At 45.0% G+C, this 19,420-nt stretch carries 14 protein-coding genes, 3 tRNA genes and 1 other RNA gene; 11 read left to right on the top strand and 7 right to left on the bottom strand.

All coding sequences use genetic code 11. The annotated features are described in order from the left end of the window. Window positions 1-24: 24 nt before the first annotated feature. Window positions 25-1,362 (bottom strand): MFS transporter, encoded by a 1,338-nt coding sequence (locus AAC033_RS05525; protein WP_339736247.1) that lies wholly within the window; start codon window positions 1,360-1,362, stop codon window positions 25-27. A 172-nt stretch (window positions 1,363-1,534) separates the two neighbouring features. On the opposite strand from AAC033_RS05525, the gene AAC033_RS05520 reads away from it, so the two are divergent. Further along, complete coding sequence (locus AAC033_RS05520) at window positions 1,535-2,653, top strand: hypothetical protein (RefSeq protein ID WP_339736245.1); 1,119 nt, start codon at window positions 1,535-1,537, stop codon at window positions 2,651-2,653. A gap of 17 nt (window positions 2,654-2,670) precedes the next feature. On the opposite strand, the gene AAC033_RS05515 is transcribed toward AAC033_RS05520, so the two are convergent. Together AAC033_RS05515 and AAC033_RS05510 are read right to left on the bottom strand one after the other, a co-directional pair. Next, window positions 2,671-3,624 carry a glycosyltransferase family 2 protein gene (locus AAC033_RS05515; protein WP_339736243.1) on the bottom strand — a complete coding sequence of 318 codons (954 nt, stop codon included), beginning with the start codon at window positions 3,622-3,624 and terminating at the stop codon, window positions 2,671-2,673. Window positions 3,625-3,630: 6 nt separating this feature from the next. After that, window positions 3,631-4,182, bottom strand: a complete 552-nt coding sequence (locus AAC033_RS05510; protein ID WP_339736241.1) for a DUF4199 domain-containing protein — start codon at window positions 4,180-4,182, stop codon at window positions 3,631-3,633. Window positions 4,183-4,391: 209 nt separating this feature from the next. On the opposite strand from AAC033_RS05510, the gene ffs reads away from it, so the two are divergent. From ffs to trxA, 5 genes are all read left to right on the top strand, one after another. Continuing rightward, window positions 4,392-4,491, top strand: an RNA gene (gene ffs, locus AAC033_RS05505) — signal recognition particle sRNA small type. 1 nt (window position 4,492) lies between these two features. Beyond that, window positions 4,493-4,566, top strand: a tRNA-Thr gene (locus AAC033_RS05500). 93 nt (window positions 4,567-4,659) lie between these two features. Beyond that, window positions 4,660-4,742: transfer RNA gene (locus AAC033_RS05495), tRNA-Tyr, on the top strand. An 80-nt stretch (window positions 4,743-4,822) separates the two neighbouring features. Then, window positions 4,823-4,895, top strand: a tRNA-Gly gene (locus AAC033_RS05490). Between the two features lie 228 nt (window positions 4,896-5,123). After that, entirely contained in the window at window positions 5,124-5,432 is a 309-nt protein-coding gene (trxA, locus tag AAC033_RS05485; protein WP_339736239.1) for a thioredoxin, read from the top strand. On the opposite strand, the gene AAC033_RS05480 is transcribed toward trxA, so the two are convergent. After that, window positions 5,429-9,985: a hypothetical protein gene (locus AAC033_RS05480; RefSeq protein ID WP_339736237.1), complete on the bottom strand. Its 4,557-nt coding sequence runs from the start codon at window positions 9,983-9,985 to the stop codon at window positions 5,429-5,431. The two genes, trxA and AAC033_RS05480, sit on opposite strands and share 4 nt — an antisense overlap. Window positions 9,986-10,179: 194 nt before the next feature. On the opposite strand from AAC033_RS05480, the gene nhaC reads away from it, so the two are divergent. The 3 genes from nhaC (at window position 10,180) to AAC033_RS05465 (ending at window position 14,309) form a co-directional block, all read left to right on the top strand. Next, window positions 10,180-11,661: a Na+/H+ antiporter NhaC gene (nhaC, locus tag AAC033_RS05475; protein ID WP_339736236.1), complete on the top strand. Its 1,482-nt coding sequence runs from the start codon at window positions 10,180-10,182 to the stop codon at window positions 11,659-11,661. 38 nt (window positions 11,662-11,699) lie between these two features. Further along, window positions 11,700-12,968: a DUF819 family protein gene (locus AAC033_RS05470; protein WP_339736234.1), complete on the top strand. Its 1,269-nt coding sequence runs from the start codon at window positions 11,700-11,702 to the stop codon at window positions 12,966-12,968. A 117-nt stretch (window positions 12,969-13,085) separates the two neighbouring features. Then, entirely contained in the window at window positions 13,086-14,309 is a 1,224-nt protein-coding gene (locus AAC033_RS05465) for an aminotransferase class I/II-fold pyridoxal phosphate-dependent enzyme (RefSeq protein WP_339736232.1), read from the top strand. Window positions 14,310-14,474: 165 nt separating this feature from the next. On the opposite strand, the gene AAC033_RS05460 is transcribed toward AAC033_RS05465, so the two are convergent. Next, a complete protein-coding gene (locus tag AAC033_RS05460) occupies window positions 14,475-15,815 on the bottom strand; it encodes a BamA/TamA family outer membrane protein (protein WP_339736230.1) in 1,341 nt (446 codons plus the stop codon). A 188-nt stretch (window positions 15,816-16,003) separates the two neighbouring features. Here AAC033_RS05460 and AAC033_RS05455 point away from each other — a divergent pair, with 188 nt between their 5' ends. Beyond that, window positions 16,004-17,017 (top strand): GntR family transcriptional regulator, encoded by a 1,014-nt coding sequence (locus AAC033_RS05455; RefSeq protein WP_339736228.1) that lies wholly within the window; start codon window positions 16,004-16,006, stop codon window positions 17,015-17,017. A gap of 99 nt (window positions 17,018-17,116) precedes the next feature. Further along, a complete protein-coding gene (locus AAC033_RS05450) occupies window positions 17,117-17,515 on the top strand; it encodes a response regulator (protein WP_339736226.1) in 399 nt (132 codons plus the stop codon). 17 nt (window positions 17,516-17,532) lie between these two features. On the opposite strand, the gene AAC033_RS05445 is transcribed toward AAC033_RS05450, so the two are convergent. Both AAC033_RS05445 and AAC033_RS05440 read right to left on the bottom strand, forming a co-directional pair. Further along, complete coding sequence (locus AAC033_RS05445; protein ID WP_339736224.1) at window positions 17,533-18,279, bottom strand: SDR family oxidoreductase; 747 nt, start codon at window positions 18,277-18,279, stop codon at window positions 17,533-17,535. A 5-nt stretch (window positions 18,280-18,284) separates the two neighbouring features. Continuing rightward, window positions 18,285-19,394 (bottom strand): family 20 glycosylhydrolase, encoded by a 1,110-nt coding sequence (locus tag AAC033_RS05440; RefSeq protein WP_339736222.1) that lies wholly within the window; start codon window positions 19,392-19,394, stop codon window positions 18,285-18,287. Window positions 19,395-19,420 lie beyond the last annotated feature (26 nt).

The raw sequence follows: 19,420 nt of genomic DNA, 5'->3' as shown, positions 1-19,420 counted from the left end.
AAGCTCCTGCTGAAAACCCGACTATCAGCGGGCAAGTTTTTCTTGCGGGTTATCGGCCTTAAAAGCTGCAATAAAATTGACACCCACAATTGCTAAACAAGCGTACGCCGCCCAGGCATATGAACCTAGCTCAGTGAAAGAAAAGCTAAATAACAAGGGTCCCATCGCACTGAAAAAAACCAGAGAACTCATGGCAAACCCGCTAATGGCCCCCAAGTGCTTACGCCCATAAAACCTGGGCCAGACAACCGTGCTAAGTACACTAAACAAACCGCCTACAATACCATTACCAATAATCATGAAAGCATAAGGTAATCCGGGCGATAAAAAGGACAAGCTGACGAGTGAAACGATTTGTCCAAACAAAAAAACCAGCAGTAAATATTTCATTTTAATGTGATCGCTTAGCCAGCCCCCGGCCAACGAAATAAAAACAGAAATGGCAGAAGTTGGCACAAAAACAGCTAAAGCCACTGTTTTATCCATATTGGCCGATTCAAAAATAGAAACCAGGTTAAAGGTAAATCCGGTGATATAGAGTGCCTGCATTGACAACGCAACGACCATGACCCAAAATGGCAAGGATCGTTGGGCCTCTTTCAGCGTATATTGCTTTTCAGCCCGATGCAGTACCCGCTCCTGTTCTTCAACCTGCTCGTGACTGTCTCCGTCCTGCTCCAGTCCGCAATCCTCCGGATTATCCCGGAAAAAGATCAAGGCAACCACACTAAAGCCAAAACCAGCAACCAGCGCCAGCAGGATCCAAGCCCATCGCCAACTGTAACTTTCAATCAAAAAATCGAAAACAAGCGGAGAAATGGCAAAGCCCATCGAAACAAATACGCTGCTAATTCCGTTGGCAAAGCCGCGTTTGCGGTTAAACCATTTCATCATCATGTTGCGCGAAAGCATGGTTAACACGCCTTGCCCCGTAAAGCGCAACATGAAAAAGCCAAGGGTAACAAATATAAAGCTGACATAAAACTGAATGGTATCCAATCCCAAAGCTTCAGCAAAACTAAAAGAAATTCGATCCACCTGGCTCAGGTAAATCAATACAAAACCCAAAGCAATCGTAACCATCGTTCCCAACCACCGGGCACCGATTTTATCGTAAAGTTTTCCGGCACGGGTGAGCAGAAAGGAACTGGCAATGGTTCCCATCAAATAGGCCGTACTCAACTCATTCCGGTCGAACCTAAGGGCATCAATTAAATGATCAGTAAACGTTGATACACCCATCGTTTGGCCGGGCACACTCATAATAATCCCAAGCGTTCCCCATAGAACAACAAACCACCCATAAAAAACAGGCGATTTGGCAGGATTAAACGGGACATGATTGTATTGCTCTTTAATCATCGTGCAAAGCTACCGGTAAATTGAACAGCTTTTCATCTGGCCGCCAAGTTCAACTCACTTTTCACAATTTCTTAAAAAGAGTTGGATGTCTTTTTATTTTCTTTTAGTACTTTTGCAAACCAATTGAACTTCGTTTACGTTGAAATCGAAAGTGTTGGAAAGTATGAACCAGATGAAGTACATCCTTTTATTATTTGTTATTTTCAGCTTGTCAGGAAAAGATCCAGACGCGGTACAATACTTTTTTGCTCCGACATTTGAGGCGAGGCATCCGGAAACCTCCTTCGAGTTGGTCAATTTTAACGACACCATTCCCAACGACACCTTGTTTATTATAAAAAATAGAGATGGTTTGATTCATTCTTACCATCGGAATATCTTAACGGGGGTGTGTATAGATGGCGAATGTCGCATGCTGGACATAACGCTTCACTGGTCCGTCACCGGACGCTACCAGGGCTTTCAATTACCCAAAGGCGAATTTTTGAGTAAATCCGAGCACGAGCCATTCCAAAAAAAGGATTATGAGCGGTTGCACATATTACTGGCCGATCCGTACTCGGAGCTGGCCAATTACAAGATGGAAGAGCTGGTTCCGGTAGTTGATGAGAACGAAGTGGATGGAGTAACGGCCGCCACCATTTCCGGAGTAGAAGATTACATCGTTGAAGATGCCGTTTATTCGACCTATACGATTTGGCATATTGTTTATGGAAATACGCAGGATGTTATTGAAAATTATACCCGCAAAAATATCCACGCGGATTTGGTATTAAAGATCCTTAACAGCGGACATCATCGCGATGTTGTTTGGGGATTGGAAAACCTGAAGGAAGAGCTTGACTGGACTACAAGTCTTCAAGCCAAGCTATTCGAACTCATTGCAAACAAAGACCATACAATTTCCGGGAAAGCGATTGAAAGCATTCCCCCGGTGATGCTGGCTGATGAGCAAAACCAGCTCAAGCTATTCTATTACTTTGAAGGAAGCTCATCTTTCACGCAGCGCAAGATTCTCAGCAAGTTGGAAGAAGCTCCATTTCTTGCCTCAACAATTGAATTTCGGCTGGCTGAAAAGCTGCCTGAACTGAATGGGTCGATGATCAAAAATGTGTTGGATCTTTTTGCAGTACACCAAATCAAGCAAGCTGAAAGTGAAGAAGTCATCGCCGCCTTGCTTGATCATGAAAACCAGTTTATAGCGCGTAAAGCCTTTCAGTTTTTGGAAAAACACCTGACCGATAATAAAAAAATTGAACGGCAATTGAAAAAATACGAAAATCGATTCTGAAAAGCATAGAATCAATCCTACCCCAAAGTGTCTTCGATCAGGTATTTGTTTCGGTCGGCCGAATTTCGTGAAACCAACTCGCCGATAAAACCAGCCAGGAAAAGCTGTGTACCAATAATCATGGCGGTCAAAGCCAAGTAAAAATAAGGATTGTCAGTTACTCTCGGCGCTACCAAATGATGCGACAAAGCAACTAATTTATTGACACCCACGGTTACTGTCGCAATCAATCCAACTAAAAACATCAACGAGCCCAAAACACCAAAAAAATGCATCGGCTTTTTGCTAAACCTCGAAATAAAAATGACAGAAAGTAAATCCAACGGCCCTCGGATGAATCGTTCCATGCCAAATTTTGTTTCTCCATATCTCCGTTCCTGGTGCTTGACAACTTTTTCGCCGATCTTTTTAAATCCTGCCCATTTAGCCAAAACCGGTATGTAACGATGCATTTCTCCATACACCTCAATCGATTTAACAACCTGGCTGCGATACGCCTTCAACCCACAGTTAAAATCATGAATCTTAATGCCTGTCATCCGGCGGGCAGTCCAGTTGTAGAATTTACTGGGAATATTTTTCGATAAAACCGGATCGTGCCGTTTCTTCTTCCAGCCCGAAACCAAATCGTAGTTTTGCTCCGTGATCATTTGGTACAGTTCTGGGATTTCCTCTGGGTTGTCCTGTAAATCAGCATCCATGGTAATCACCACTTCTCCCCTTGCCTCGGCGAATCCAGCGTACAAAGCCGCTGATTTCCCGTAGTTTCTCCTAAACTTGATGCCTTTGACGCTTGGATTGGCCCGATTTAAGCTTTCAATAACCTTCCACGACTGGTCATTGCTCCCATCATCAACAAAAATGATCTCATAAGTGAACTGGTTAGGATCCATGACCTGTTTAATCCAACGCGTCAGCTCCGGCAACGACTCTTCTTCATTAAACAAAGGAATAACTACGGAAATGTTCATGCTTGTCTATTCTTCAGATTTGACCTCTCCCATCGCTTCATCAAAAGCATTTTCATCTTCTTTTCTCTTGATAAAAATTGAAGTGACCAAAGATATGATAAATCCGATAAAAGCGAAGGTAAACAGACTGGAAATGACAAGAACCAATGGACTTTGAAACTTACTCATCATTTCACCGGCCATCTCAATCTGATCGTCCGACATACCCTGTTGCATCAGGGCTTCTTCCTGCATGATACGGATTTGTTCCATCAGACTGGGGTCAATTTTCATCAAAACAACAGTGTAAAGCGCATTCAACACTCCTGCAAACAGCATAATAGCCACCCCAAAACCCAGCGCCTTACTATAGTCAATGAATCCTCCCAGCTCTTTATCCCGATAGTCTTTCTGGCAAAGATAAATACCGACTGCCATGATCACCCAAGTTACCAAACCGAGTGTTTTATTCATACTCTCGCCTAAAACATAGAGAACCACATTGTATAGGATAAGCGCTACGGCCAGGTAAATTCCATAAGTCATTGCTGACTTCCAAAAAGTAGATTTTTGTTCCATGATTAATCTGATTTATTGGTACACGACAAATATATTGGATTTTTCAGAAGAACACTTTACCCAGTGGTTATTTAGTTCGAATAAAATTCTGAAAAAAACGCTGAAACATATACCTGATCAATAATTGATTAGAAAAGCCAGTTCAAAAAAAAGCCGACCAAAGGCAAATTTCGTTTGCCGGGTATACAATTTTTTCTACTTTTGTCGCCGGGTAAGTCCTGTGCGACCAGCTCCCGCTGAATCCCCCCAGGGTCGGAAGGCAGCAAGGGTAGGCGGTTGTAGCGGTGCGACACAGGTAGCTTACCCACTTGCCGAATTAGCTCAGTTGGCCAGAGCACGTGATTTGTAATCTCGGGGTCCTCAGTTCGAATCTGAGATTCGGCTCAAATATGGAGAAATCCAATTGATAGAAAACCAATCCCAAATCATCGGAGACTGGAATTTGAATGATTGGATTTTGTTGTTTGAAATATTATTGGGGAGATACCAAAGCGGCCAACTGGGGCAGACTGTAAATCTGCTGTCTTATGACTTCGTAGGTTCGAATCCTGCTCTCCCCACAAAAACAGTTTAAAGTTCCAGGTTAATAGTTTCAAGTTGATCGATTTGAGACTGGAAGCTCACAACTCGAAACTGAAATGCGGGAGTAGCTCAGCTGATAGAGCATTAGCCTTCCAAGCTAAGGGTCGCGAGTTTGAATCTCGTCTCCCGCTCATAAAAAAGGTTGTCAATCTGTTTTGGCAGCCTTTTTATTTTTCAACAGAATCTATTGCCTATCACTATTATCGATTGAGTTTTCTAAACTAATCAGGCTTGACTATGTTTAAACTTCTACAATCCAAAACATCTAGAAAAACCAAACACCATTGATCTTCTTGCCCATTGCATCATTCAGATAGTTAATGTTTCGACGAATTATTAAACGAAAAAGAGGATAACAGATGAGACAGAAGTTCAACAGAATTATCAAGTCGGAGCGCCCGGTATTGGTTGATTTTTACGCGGATTGGTGTCAACCGTGCAAGCAAATACCTCCGATATTAAAAGAGGTAAAAAGCACGTTTAAGGAAAGTATCCGGATTGTCAAAGTCAATGTTGACAACAATCCATTTATTGCCTCCCATTATCAGGTAAAAAGTATTCCTACTCTGATTCTTTTCAAACAAGGGTCTGTCCAGTGGACCGGAGAAGGAATCGTAGATCAATCCGAATTGTATTCGGTAATCACCAAGCATCTGAACAAAAACTAGTTCACACTGTTCAGGTTTTCCCTTATTACTTTCAATTGTTCCTGTGGGTAACTTTCGTTCGGTTTTAGCCCCAATGCCTTCTGATAGTAAAATCGCGCCACACTGAAATTATCCCCGGCCATAGCCTCGTCACCTTGCAAAATAAAGTTCTGATAAGCCTGTTCATCAGCGTTCGACAGTCGTTGTTGTACAATCTCGGCGACTTCTTCCAGTTTAATTTTCGGATATTGCTCATCAACTTTGATCGTTAACGATCGGTTGTAATAAGCACGTGCCACAGCATAATCTTTTTTGATAAAGGCTTCATCTGCCCTGGCAATCAAGTCCTGGTATTCTTCTTCCTTCAACTGCGAAAGCAGAGAATTGGTCAAACGCTGAATTTCCTGAATTTGATCTTTCGGATACTGCTCCCACGACTTCACTTCGAGCGCTTTGTAATAATGAAACTTCGAAATACTATACTGTTTTTCAACAAATGCCTGATCTGCCATTTTGATGGCTTCCTTATAGGCAGCCAACTCGTTTTGGCTCATCGTCCGGTTAATCAATTCTGAGATTTCCTGAATCCTTTGTTTTGGATGACTTTCGCCTGGCCTCTCATTCAGCGCTTTCTGGTAATAATATTGTGCCACCTTGTAGTCTTGCTGATCGTAGCTGTTATCGGCCGAAGTAAGGTATTCCTGATACAAATCAGAGGCCGTAGCCGTTTGAGCAGGTCGCACGACTGGCTGCTCATCCTCGATCTGCTCAACGACAACTAACTCAGGTTGTCTTTCCAGTTGACTAATTCTTGCTAGCTGATCCACCGGATATTGCTCCTGGGGCTTAATCCGAAGAGCCTCATTGTAACGGGTTCTTGCCTGGCTCCAATTTTCATCATTAAAAAGCTGATCGCCCAAACGAATGGCTTCGGTATAACTGGTTTCAATAGCTTCCAGTCGCTGGCTAATCAGCAGAAGCTGCTCCCTGGGATAAGTCGCATCAGGTTTGTAGACAAGCCCTTCTTCGTACCTGCTGCGTGCATTTTGCCAGTCCTGGCTAGCAAATAAACGATCGGCCTCCCGGATCGCATTGGTGTAACTGGCTTCGATCCCTTGCTTTTCTAACATTTTTGCACGAACCAGCTCAATCCGGCGATCCACCTCAGCTGCATTAACCGGTAAAATCTCCTTCGCCTCAAAATAGCTGTTTATCGCACTTTCAAACTGTTCAGCCTGCTCCGACTGCTCAGCTTCCGCAACCTTTTGGTTATATGCCCGCTGTCTTACTTGTTGCAGCGAATCCTGCTGAGCCTGTCGCAGACGTTCGATGCGCGCCAGCGCTTCCTGTTCAATCAACAAATCGATTTGAGCAATCCGATCTTTGGGAAATTGTTCCTCAGGAAAAATATTCAAGGCATCAACCAAATGTCGCTTTGCTGTTGCATATTCCTTTTGACCCACTGCGCTTTCGGCTTCGGCCAATGCCGCATCATAACCTGCCCGCTTAGCCTGCAAAATAGCTTCTTGCTGCTGTGCCTCCTCGGTAGCCAATCGAGCCAATTCTTCCCGTTGCGAAATCAGGCTTTCAATATCAGCAATTCGTCTTGGCGGCAATTGTTCTTCAGGCTTCAACTCAGCAGCCTCGCGGAACAACCGCAGTGCCTCTTCCAACTGATCGGCATTAAAAGCGGTTTCTGCCTGCCGCATTTTTTGAGCATATTGTTGGTCAATTTCCTCACGCTTCTGTATTTCGAGTAGCAAGGCATCAATCTTTGCTATTTGCTCTACCGGATAAGTTTCGTCCGGTTTTAATGTATTGGCCTGTTGGTACAAATTCTTAGCTTGTTCGAAACGTGAATTATTGAAAGCCAGCTCGGCCTCCTTCAATTTCGCATCGTATTCCTGTTGAAGTCTCTCCCGCTGCAACTGGTCCTGTGCTAATTGCTCCAGGATGTTTGTAATCCGCGTAATCTGTTCGGCAGCATAGGTGTCGCTTGGTTTAATTTCGAGGGCTTCAGTGTACGCACTTTTCGATTCGCTGTAATTTTCCGCCTCAAAGAACTGATCACCCGAAGCAATGGCTGCCTGGAACGCATTGTCCCGTTCTAATTCAATTAATCGGTCAATCTCGGCCAGTCGATCTTTTGGATACGTTTCCTCCGGAAGCAAGCTCAGCGCCTCTTCAAAAGACGAACGAGCTGCTGCATATTGCTTATCGGCCAACTCCGCATCTGCCCGCCCAATCACTTCGTCATACGAAGCACGAAGCGCATCAGCCACCAGTCGCTCTTGTTCCAGTCGTGCCAGAATTGAGTCAATGTCTGCTATTTTTCGCTGCGGATAAGGCTCAGTCGATTTTAATGCCAAAGCGGCTTGATAACTGTCTTTCGCCGAGGAATAATTTTCCGAATCGAGCAATGAATCGCCAGCCTGAATAGCAGCCAGGTAGTCAGCCTCCCGCTGCCTTTCGGCTTCAAGCTGGGTCAGGATTTGATCAATCCGCGCAATCTGATTCTGTGGATGTGTTTCTTGAGGAAGAATGTCCAGCGCCTCCTGATAACCGATCTTGGACTGCTCGTACTTCTCTTGCTCAAAAGCCTGATCGGCACGAGCAACCAACGCATCAAACTGCTGCTTTTGCTCAAGCCGCCGGATCATCTCTTCCGTTTCGCTGATGCGGCCTGTCACTTGCTGATTTCCAGGTTTTAGAGCCAGCGCTTCATTAAAGCCATCCAGAGCCACCTGAAACTCACTTTGCACAAATGCAGCTTCGGCATTGGCCATGATTTCGTTAAACTGTTGCTCCAGTCTCGCCTGTTCTGCCAATCCCGCTAAAATCTCATCAATCGCACGAATCTGCACTGCCGGATATTCATCATCTTTTATTTTCAGGGCTTCACGATAGAGTGATTTGGCCTGCTCATATGCTTCATTAGCCTTGGCAGCATCGGCGCGGCTCACGATGTCGGCATAGCTGTTCTCCAGCTCAATTCGGGCCAGTTGCTCATCCATTTCACGGACCTGACTGCGAACCGCCTCATCATCCTTAATCAGCAGCGCCTGCTGCAGCAGTTGCTTGGCCTGCTGGTATTCTTCCTGACTGGCGAACATGGTGGCCTGCTCAACCAAATGGTTAAACTGCGACATCAGCGCCATGGCCTCGTCAATCTCAGAAATTTTTTCCTTCGGATAATTCTCATCGGGAAAAAACGTGAGCGCCTGGCTAAAAAGCGATTTTGCCATGGCTAAATCTTCATTGCTCAAGGCCTGTTCAGCTTCGGCGATACTCTGATTGTAGCGCGCTCTGTTTTGAAGATCAACGAGAATTGCCTCTGTTTCTGCAATTCGACCGCTGGCCTGTTCGTCGCCCGGCTTAAGGGTTAGCGCCTGCCGAAAAGCATCCAATGCGTCCTGATAATTTTCATCCCGAAAAGCCTGTGCTCCCTGCTCCAGAAAGCTGTTATATTGCGCTTCGCGTTCGGCCATCGCCTGTTGCGCGGCCAGTTCATCATCAATTTTACTGATCTGCTCGTTGATAAAAGCTGATTCGGATGGTTTCAACATTAGTGCTTCCTCATACAATCCACGGGCATCCATCCACTGGTTATTATTGAAATGGTTCTCCGCTCGGGAAATCAAGTCTCTATACTGAAGGTCGACCTGTTTCTGTGCAATCAATTCATCGGCTTTAGCTATTTGCCCTGTAGCATACGAATCCTCTGGTTTCAATACCAAAGCCTCGCCATAAACGTCTTTGGACTGCTCATACGATTCACTTTGAAACAAGGCATCGGCCTGGCTGATTTTTTCCTGGTAGTCCTGCTCTGTCTGACGTCGGCGTTCTTCGGCCAATCGCAGTGCACTCATCAAATCATTTAACTCGGCAATCCGGTCTTTCGGATAATCGCGTTCAGGAAATAGGCCGTTGGCGCTTTGAAACTGAGCAATGGCTTCTTCATATTTCTCTTCGGTGGTCAGCGCATTGGCCCGGGCTATGGTTCGCTGATAATCAGCTTCGCGCTGGGCTTGTGCCGCGCGCTGTTCCTCAGTCAGGGCCTGTTCCTGCGCACGGGCATTGGCAGCCTGCTCTTCCAGCTGAATATCTGAAAAATAAACTTCCGAATCAAAATTATCAATATTGGCATTGTAATATACCCGTCCTGCTGGTTTATTGGTGAAACTTTTGTCCACTCCCGGAATTTCCTTGACCAACGACACTTCAATCTGAAAAGGGGGGAACTTACTATCTACTTCCAACACTTCTTGGGGGACATGCGTTGAGACGATGATCATCTTTTTATAATAACCGTCTTTAAAAAAGGTCATGTTAAACTCGTTGTTATACTCAAACTCAAAGCTGAAACGTCCACTACGGGGCGGCGTAAATGTTTGTTCTTCAACACCATTTTTCAAAATCAAAATCTGGACATTCTCATTATTTCCATCGTCGGTACTCAATCGGCCCGCAACAACAAAAAAGTCTTCTTCCTGGGCGTATCCCTCAGTCAAAAATCCCAAGCCCAATACTAAAAATAAAGTACCAATGAAAAATTTTCCAAAGTTCGTTCGCATATTGTTCTGGTTTCCTTCAAACATTTTTGATGCCCAGCCCTGCGGCTGACACCACGATCACTTTCCGCGCCAATTTAAGAAATATCTAATCAAAATGATTGTTAATTCCGGCTAAAGCTTGAATTGAATCCTGCAAATTTCTAAAATTTCGCATTTATTCCGTTATTTACAAACGTTAAATATTTTGCCCGAGTATGGCATCCATGAAAAGAACACCCAACTTAGCGGAGGCATTGCTTCCCATAGTCTGTCTGATTATCCTTTTAACGACCAATGTTTTCGTTTTTGAAGATACCCTGGCGGGATCAAATCAGATTGCTTTGCTACTGGCAGCCACAATTGCCGGAATCATTGTTCGCCGTAACGGGCAAAAGTGGGAGCACACACGCAAACAAGTCGTCAAAACCATTGGCTCGGCCATGCCTTCCATGTTGATTTTACTACTCATTGGATCGCTAGCCGGCACTTGGATGATCAGTGGTGTGGTGCCAGCGATGATTTACTATGGACTGGACATTGTCAATCCCCGGCTGTTTCTCATGACTGCAGTTGTTGTTAGTGCCCTGGTTTCGGTGGCTACCGGAAGTTCCTGGTCGACCATTGCCACCATTGGCGTAGCCCTGCTTGGCATTGGCGATGCTATTGGTGTCAGCGAACCAATTGTTGCAGGAGCCATCATTTCGGGCGCCTATTTTGGCGACAAGATTTCCCCACTGAGCGACACCACCAATCTGGCGCCAGCGATGGCAGGAACCGATCTATTTACCCATATCCGTTACATGTTTTTCACAACCATTCCGAGCATTGCCATCACTTTGGTTGTTTTCTTAATTATCGGAATTAACTATGAATTTAAATCTTCCATTACCGACATTGAATTGGTTAAATCGGCCATTGGCGAAATTTTCAATACCTCGCCCTGGTTATTTCTGGTACCGCTCATTCTGTTTGCAATTATTATATTGAAAGTGCCCCCCATTCCATCGTTGATGATTGGAACCTTGCTGGGCGGTTTGTTTGCTGTTATCTTCCAACCCGAACTAGTTTGGGAAGTCGCCGGACGTGGCATGAGCTATACCAAGGCTTCGTATATCAGCTTTATGCAAGCCATGTTTGGCGACATCTCGCTGTCAACCCAAAATGAAAATGTAAACCATCTGCTGAGCACCAGTGGCATGCGTGGCATGTTGGACACGATTTGGCTGATTCTTTCGGCCATGGTTTTTGGCGGAATTATGGAAGCCGGGGGTTTACTGCAGCGCATCACCCGGCCAATCATGAAAATGGCCAAATCAACCGGAGCGCTGGTTAGTTCAACGGTGGGAACCTGTATTTTCTTTAATGCTACTGCTTCAGATCAATACCTGGCCATAGTCGTTCCCGGACGAATGTACCGCAAAGCTTACGAAGAACGGGGGCTAAAACCCGAAGTCTTAAGCCGTACGCTGGAAGACTCCGGAACCATGACCTCTGTACTGATCCCATGGAATACCTGTGGCGCGACCCAATCGCGCGTGCTGGATGTAGCCACTTTTGACTACCTGCCCTACTGCTTTTTCAACCTCATCAGTCCGGTTATGAGCATACTGTTTGCCTATTTCAACATCAAAATCCGGAGATTCGTCAAACCCGAAGGCAAGACCGAATCAAAACCGGAAACCATCGAAACAAACTAATCCCTATATTTGACACGCACAAACTAATCCCGCTGACCATGATTCCAGGAATTGTGTTGATTATTTTTTACTTCGCCTTTCCCATTCTCCTGATTTACCTCACTCATATTTCAAAATTCCTGAACAAAGTTGGCGTTGTGGTATTGGCTTACATTATTGGGATGTTGCTTGGCAATATTGGCTTGTTTCCCAGTCAATCTGAGTCTTTCAGAGCTCTTCTGGAGAGCAAATCGAGTCTTCCTCAAGAACAAGCTATCGCATATTTCAGTCAGGGATTAATTACCGAAAATGATTTGCTGGCTAACCATATCGCCAGCTTGCAAGATTTAATTATCACCCTGGTCATTCCAATTGCCATCCCCCTACTTTTGTTTTCCCTCGATATCAGACGCTGGCTAAAACTGGCTAAACAAGCGCTTTTCTCCTTACTTCTTGCAATGGTTTCATTGCTGATTGTCATTTTTGCGGGCTTCTTTCTTTTTGAAACCTATATTCCCGAAACCTGGAAAATATCGGGTATGCTGGTTGGTATTTATACGGGTGGCACTCCGAACCTTGCGGCTATAAGCACAGCGCTGGACGTAAATCCAAATATCTTTATCCTCACCCACACCTATGATCTTATGCTTGGTGCTATCTGCCTGGCGTTTTTAATGACTGTTGCCCAGCAATTGTTCAATTCATTTTTACCCTCGTTTCGCGAAGCTCCAAGACTAGCGCTTGCCAAGGTGACTGTAAAAACCAACAGCGTGGATAGCTACGTGGGGATGCTAACCCGAAAACGAGCTATCCAATTGATGAAAGCATTCGGCTTTTCGGTACTAATCTTCTCGATAGCCGGAGGACTCAGCTTGCTCGTTCCTCCATCGGCACAGATGGTAGCCGTTATACTTTCCATCACTACATTAGGCTTGGTTTTTAGCACCATCAAATCGATTCATCGCATTGAAAAAACCTTCCAGTTGGGCATGTATTTCATCATCGTTTTTTCGCTCGTCATTGCCAGTATGAGCGATTTGCGAAGCATGTTTCAGATTGAATTTCTGAATCTCTTTTTGTACGTGGCTCTGGCCGTATTTGGGTCCATGGCCATTCATGTCTTCCTTTCGTGGATTTTCAAAGTTGATTCCGACACGACCATCATCACCATCACCGCACTCACCTTCTCGCCACCTTTTGTGCCGGTTGTTGCCGGAGCCTTAAAGAACAAGGAGCTCATTATTTCGGGCTTAACTGTGGGGATTTTGGGCTATGCTTTTGGCAATTACGTGGGCGTTGCGATTGCTTTTTTTCTGAAAGGATTCTAGATTCGTTTCTAATTTCCCAAAAAATTGATGTTATAGAATAGCTTGTTTATTGTTAAAATATCATGCTTTTTCAAAACTGGTTCCATTAAATTGAAACCAATTTAAAATTGAAAACCCATGGCAACTTTCGATCCGGCGGTGCGCATCCAAAAACTTCGTCATTTTGGCGAATTTGGTGGCGTGAACCCGTCCATCACCGACTCTTCCACCTACACTTTTCTGCATGGTGAAGATATGTTTGAGACGTTTCTTGGCCATACGCAAGGCTGTTTCCTGTATTCGCGCCACTGGAACCCCAGCAACAAATACCTGGCCGATGTTCTGGCGGCAATGGAAGATACCGAATCGGCCTGGGTGACGGCCTCAGGAATGGCAGCCATCACTTGCGCCTTGCTGCAACTTTGCAACACCGGCGACCACATTGTGACCAGCGTAACGACCTATGGCGGAACATTTGCCTTTTTAAAGAATTACCTCAAGAAGTTTCAGATTGACGTTTCATTTGTCAATATCTCAAACCTGGAAAGCGTTGATGCTGCCATTCAGGCAAATACGAAAGTGATTTACACTGAAAGTGTGACCAACCCGCTTTTGCAGGTTTCGGATATTCCAAGGCTGGCGGAAATTGCTAAACGACATGGTGTCAAACTAATGGTCGACAACACCTTCACCCCCATGATTATGGCTCCCGCACGACTCGGAGCCGACATTGTTGTCTACAGCATGACCAAGTTCATCAACGGAAAAAACGACTGTGTGGCCGGCGCTATCTGCGGCACTGATCAGTTTATTAACGATCTGTCCAATGTAAACGACGGAACTGCCATGTTGCTTGGCCCCGTGCTCGATCCGCTGCGATCATCATCAATCCTGAAAAACATCCACACCCTGCATCTGCGCATGCAGCAACACAGCAAAAATGCGCAGTACCTGGCCGAAAAACTAGAAACCAACGGCATCCCGGTCAACTATCCCGGACTGATGAGCCACCCGCAGCATGAGCTACACAGCCGGCTGATGAATTCCGAATTTGGCTACGGCGGCATGCTTTCTATCGACGCAGGAACGGTAAAAAAAGCCAATGCCTTGATGCAAAAAATGCAGGAGCACGATGTGGGCTACCTGGCTGTAAGTTTGGGTTATTTCAAAACCTTGTTTAGCTGCTCCGGAACCAGCACATCGTCCGAAGTTCCTGAAGATGTTAAGAAAGAAATGGGGCTTTCCGAAGGACTGATCCGCTTCTCGATTGGATTGGACAATGATATCGAGTCGAGTAGTGAACCCATCCTGCAAATTTGCCAGACTGAAGGTTTGGTGAAAAAAGCGAAAGCTCAACATTGAGTAACTGATCGGTCAGGCTGCTCTAATCCATGTGAATCGCTATTGGTTTTCCTACACGGAGATGTTTCTGGCATTTGATGGTCATTTCTGTCCCGCTCCCTCGAATTCAAAAGCATGCAACTCGCAAAAAGCAGGTTCGTTGATCAGATCGCGACCGAATAGTGATTAAAACAAATAATTCAGCCCCATGTAAAAGCCGGAAGTACCATCACGTTTGTCAGCAGCCAAGCCATAATCAATGGCAATGATGAAGTTTTCATTCATCGCAAAGCGTAATCCTGCACCATAAGAAAGATGCATCGCTTCAGCACCACGGTCAAAATAGTCACTTGGATTATTGGTTAGGCTATATTCGACGAAAGCATTATTCAGCTTAAAATCAATATTATCGGTCACCTGTCCAAAATCCATAAACCCATTCAATCCCAAATAAAAGTTATTATTCTTCAACTGAAAACGGGCAAACTTCCAACGCAACTCAGCATTTCCAAAGAAAATGCCATCGCCAACCACCCGGTTGCGCCGAATCCCGCGCAAGGTTTTTGAACCGCCCAGTCCTTCCGAAGTCGATCCGGTCATGATGGAAGTCACCACCTGCGATTGATAATAGAAAGGCAGCCTGCCACTCAGGCTTGTTTGCCAAGCTAACCGGTAGGCAAAAGACAAATCCTTTGGAATCAAAGTAAAATATTGCCGATGCGTCAAACTCAGCTGTGAAAATGAACTTTCGGCGCCCAAAATTTGGGGAGAAACGACCAGAACCGCTTCCGTCCAAAGTCCGCTCATGGGATTGGGTTTATTGTCGCGGGTATCGAATACCAAGCCACCTTTAAAGGTAGGCACAAAACCGCCATCAGCATCGTCCTCCAAAATAATTCCCCACTGCTGGTACTTGTCGAACAGACCATCCACATCAGGTAAAAGATCATCGCCCTTTTTTCCTTTGTTCAGCTTTCCGAGATCGACCGGCGCCACCTCAAAATTAAGGAAGTTTAATCCGGCAATCCAGCGAAACTTCTCACTGGTAATTTTTCCCTGCAAGTCAATTTTCCACCGGAACAGCTTGCGGTCGTATTTATAAAACACACGCGACACGTAGTTGGCCGACTCATCATTGATCCATGACTCATTAAAAACGGCATCATAGCCATTAAATCCGTAAAAATCGTAGGCCTGATCGGTCAGGTAACTCAAATCCATGGAAATCTGTAACCCTTTAACCAACTGATCCGAATCGTAATAAAAACGATAAATCCCGCTACCTTTTGTAAAACGTGAAACTTCAAAATAAAGTGAATGATTGTAATCCGGATAGCGGCTGCCATCACCATAATGATACAAGTTAACCAAAGCGCCATATTGAAATCCCAGGTCAGTGTCGAAGGTAATGGTAGGCAAAGCTCCAAAATTCCAACCCTTCTTGATCACCTGTTCCTTATCATCGGCTTGTGAAAATGCTGTCAGCCAAGGCAAGCCGAATAGCAAAAACAAACGTAATTTTCTCATCAGATTCAATTTAGTGAGAGACGAAGATAGTGCTTTTTGCTACGTAAAAATTTATGCGCAGTAGAATACCCGAATCGAGTCGATTCAAATTCAGAACACAAATAAAAGCACGCTACCCTTTCGATGAAAGCGGGATTTCTTATTTTTACAGGGCCAATGTCGAACACTAAAATTTGCAGGCCTGAAATATGAAGCAATTTTCAAGGATAGATTCAGACTCCGAAGTCCCCAAGTACAAGCAGGTGGAAGACCTTATTCTGTCCGATATTGAGGCTGGAATATTTAAGCAAGGACAACGAGTTCCGTCCATCAACGAAACCAGCGAAGAATTGCTGCTGTCGCGCGACACGGTTGAAAAGGCTTATGTGCTCCTGAAAAAGCAGGGAGTTTTGTCGGCTGTTCGCGGCAAAGGTTACTATGTGAACAAGACGATGGCCGGCAAAAAACTAAAGATTGCTCTGATCTTCAACAAACTCAGCAACTATAAACGGAGCTTATATGCATCCTTTGTTAACACCATGGGAGCAAAAGCCAGCGTTGACGTATTTATTTATAATTACGACCTGACTGAGTTCGAAAATATACTGAATGACAACCAGAATCAATACGATTATTTTGTTATTTTGCCCCATTTCAGAAACGAACAGGCCGATATCAGCGCAGTAATCAAGAAAATCCCGAAGGAAAAGGTTTTAATTATCGACAAAAATCTCCCTGAATTGAGAAACTATCCGGTTGTTTACCAAGAATACGATCACGACATTCTGAATGCGCTGGGAGAAGCCTTAGACCTGCTGAAAAAATACAAAAGACTGAATTTGGTTTTTCCCAAGAGCGAATACTATTCGAGATACATTAACCGCGGGTTTCAGATTTTCAACCAGATTCATGGTTTCGAATACCAAATTTTGGACTCGGTGGAGGAAAAAAACATTCATCAACACGAGGCCTACATTTTAATTTCCGACAACGATTTATTTGACTTCATTAAGCTGATTAAGCAAAAAAAGTGGGTGCCGGGTGCAGATATCGGAATTATTTCGTACAATGAAAGCCCGGTAAAAGAACTGCTATGCGACGGAATTTCAACCATTTCAACGAATCACGATCAAATTGGGCATATGGCAGCGGAGATGATTCTGAAGCATGATTTTAAACGAATCAAAAGTCCGTTTGAGTTTATTCGCCGAAAATCTTTGTAAGGCCAGATAGTATTCTGAATTTTATATTGGGAAATAGGAATGAAACCAGTATCTTGAAATCCTATTTTATTAGCGATTCAAAACGTGAAAAAAGACCAGATGAGCAAAAACCAAATTCACATTCTGATAGCCGAAGATGAGGAGTTCAACTACCTATATCTGGCCGAAGTCCTGAACGAATTCAATGTTGAACTTTACCGTGCCAAAGATGGCTTGTCCGCTGTTGAACGGTGCCAGTCGAACCTGGAAATCGACTTGGTTTTAATGGACATTCGCATGCCGGTAATGGATGGCTACACGGCCACCAAGGAAATTAAGAAGATTCGCCCTGAACTGACCGTTATCGCGCAAACCGCTTACGCCATGGAATCGGATCGAAAACGGGCGCTCGAAGAAGGTTGCGACGATTACATCTCCAAGCCAATCAAGCGGGATGATTTGATTAAAATTGTCGACAAACACGCGCCCGACCATCGTCCACTGCGGGAAAAGGTGTAAAACGATCCGAAAGCGCCCTACTTGTAAATCATCTTTTTTGTCATTCCGCCATCAATCACAAAATTTTGGCCGGTAATAAAGCCATTGGCCGGATCCAGCAAGAACAAAACCATGTGGGCAATATCTTCGGCTTTACCCACCCGTCCCGCCGGATGCTGGGCGTGGTCTTCATCCCGCAAGTCATATTGCCTGGCAGCCGACTTCTTTTTCTCCCCCGACACATCAATCCATCCCGGACTAATGGCATTCACCCGCACATCAGGACCCAAACTCATGGCCAAAGCGTGGGTCAGGGCCAACAAACCACCTTTTGATGCGGAATAAGATTCGGTACCCGCCTCAGACTGTAAAGCCCGGGTAGAACAAATATTAACAATGGCTCCACGCGACTTTCGGAGTTCTTCCTGCGCATATTTCACACATAAAAACGGGCCTGTCAGGTTTACAGCCAGCGCCCGGTTCCAGTCTTGCAGGCTCAACTGATGAAAAGGCTTAAACACTTGGTAAACCGCGTTATTTACCAAGCCATCGATGCGACCAAAATGATCAGCCGAGCGTTGAATGCCTGCTTTCACCATTTCTTCATCCGACACATCCACCGGGATGGCCAGCAAGTTTTCGGTTTGAAATGCTGCTGTCAGCTCTTTCAGCGCTTCGGTATCACGATCAAAAACCGTGATCATATAACCCACATCCAGCAATTCGCGAACGGTAATTTTTCCGATCCCCTGTGCACCACCAGTCACCAAAATATTTTTCTTCATACAACTCATTTTTTATTCTGATCCGGATTTGCTGTAAGCTCCTCAATCTCATCAAACATGGCACGAAAACAGTTGGAAGCGCTGTTGATATTCGTATCCTTCGAATTGTAAAACTCCTTCATAAACGCGCCGGCTCCTGACCAAACGGTTTGCATCATTCCCTGGTACCGAACCTTCATTTCGGGAGTTGCCGAAGCCCTGAAATCAAACATGTCGCGTGTTTGCAGAACTGCGTTGGCCGGATTCCGCCAGGGACAGGTGAGGACGTTCAGCCCTTTCATGGCAAAATAAACCGCCGATTTGTCCGGACGTTCGTAGTGCCAATCACAAATCACAACATCCTTTGAAATCAAGTCAATGGCTCGGTGAGTATTGTTCATGCTGGCTTCCCACATGCCCATACCGGTGGTTTTCCCGTCAAGCAGGCGATCACCCCAGATCCAAAGCTGGCGGTTGTTTTGTGCCAGGTGATTTTGAATTTTGTTGACTTCACCAGCAAACAGCTCCGCTTTGTCGCGCCCCGAACAACGGGGACACTGGTCATCACCAATATAGAAAACCTCATCCATCCCGGCATGAAAAGCGTCCGTTTCAAATACGTCGCAAACTTCATCCATCAAATCGAAAACAACCCCATGAACTCCAGGATGCAGCGGGCAGTAACTTTTACAATATAAGCCATCGTTATTGGGCCATTCATAATTTTCAGGCATTTCCACATGAGGTGTTTCATCAAATTGTGGATATACCTTCAGAAAGTTGCCCAAGTCCGATGCCCAGGACTGGTGACCCAGTAGATTGATTTGTGGAATCAGCCGAATGCTGTGCTTCTGGCATACATCAACCAAACGTTTCACCTGTTCTTTCGAAAGTGCAACTTCATCCCTCAGCTCCGGGTGACTTTCAAACTCATAATTGTAATCGACCCGCAGCACCAGCACATTGACCTGACGTGGAGCCAGTTCTTCTCCGATGAACCTGACAAAATCATCCAACTCTCCCACTTGCGGTGCAGCAATGCAGAAGCCGCGCACTGGCAATTCATCCTGAGCCACAACCGGGTTTGTAAATACCAAGCTAAAAACAATGAACAATAGATTTGCAAACTTTCTCATAGCCAAATTAAAATAACATGAACAAC

Origin of the sequence: uncultured Sunxiuqinia sp., from assembly GCF_963974515.1 — a bacterium.
Lineage (GTDB): Bacteria > Bacteroidota > Bacteroidia > Bacteroidales > Prolixibacteraceae > Sunxiuqinia.
The sequence above is the reverse complement of the archived record's forward strand: the minus strand, read 5'-3'. Positions and strand labels throughout refer to the sequence as shown.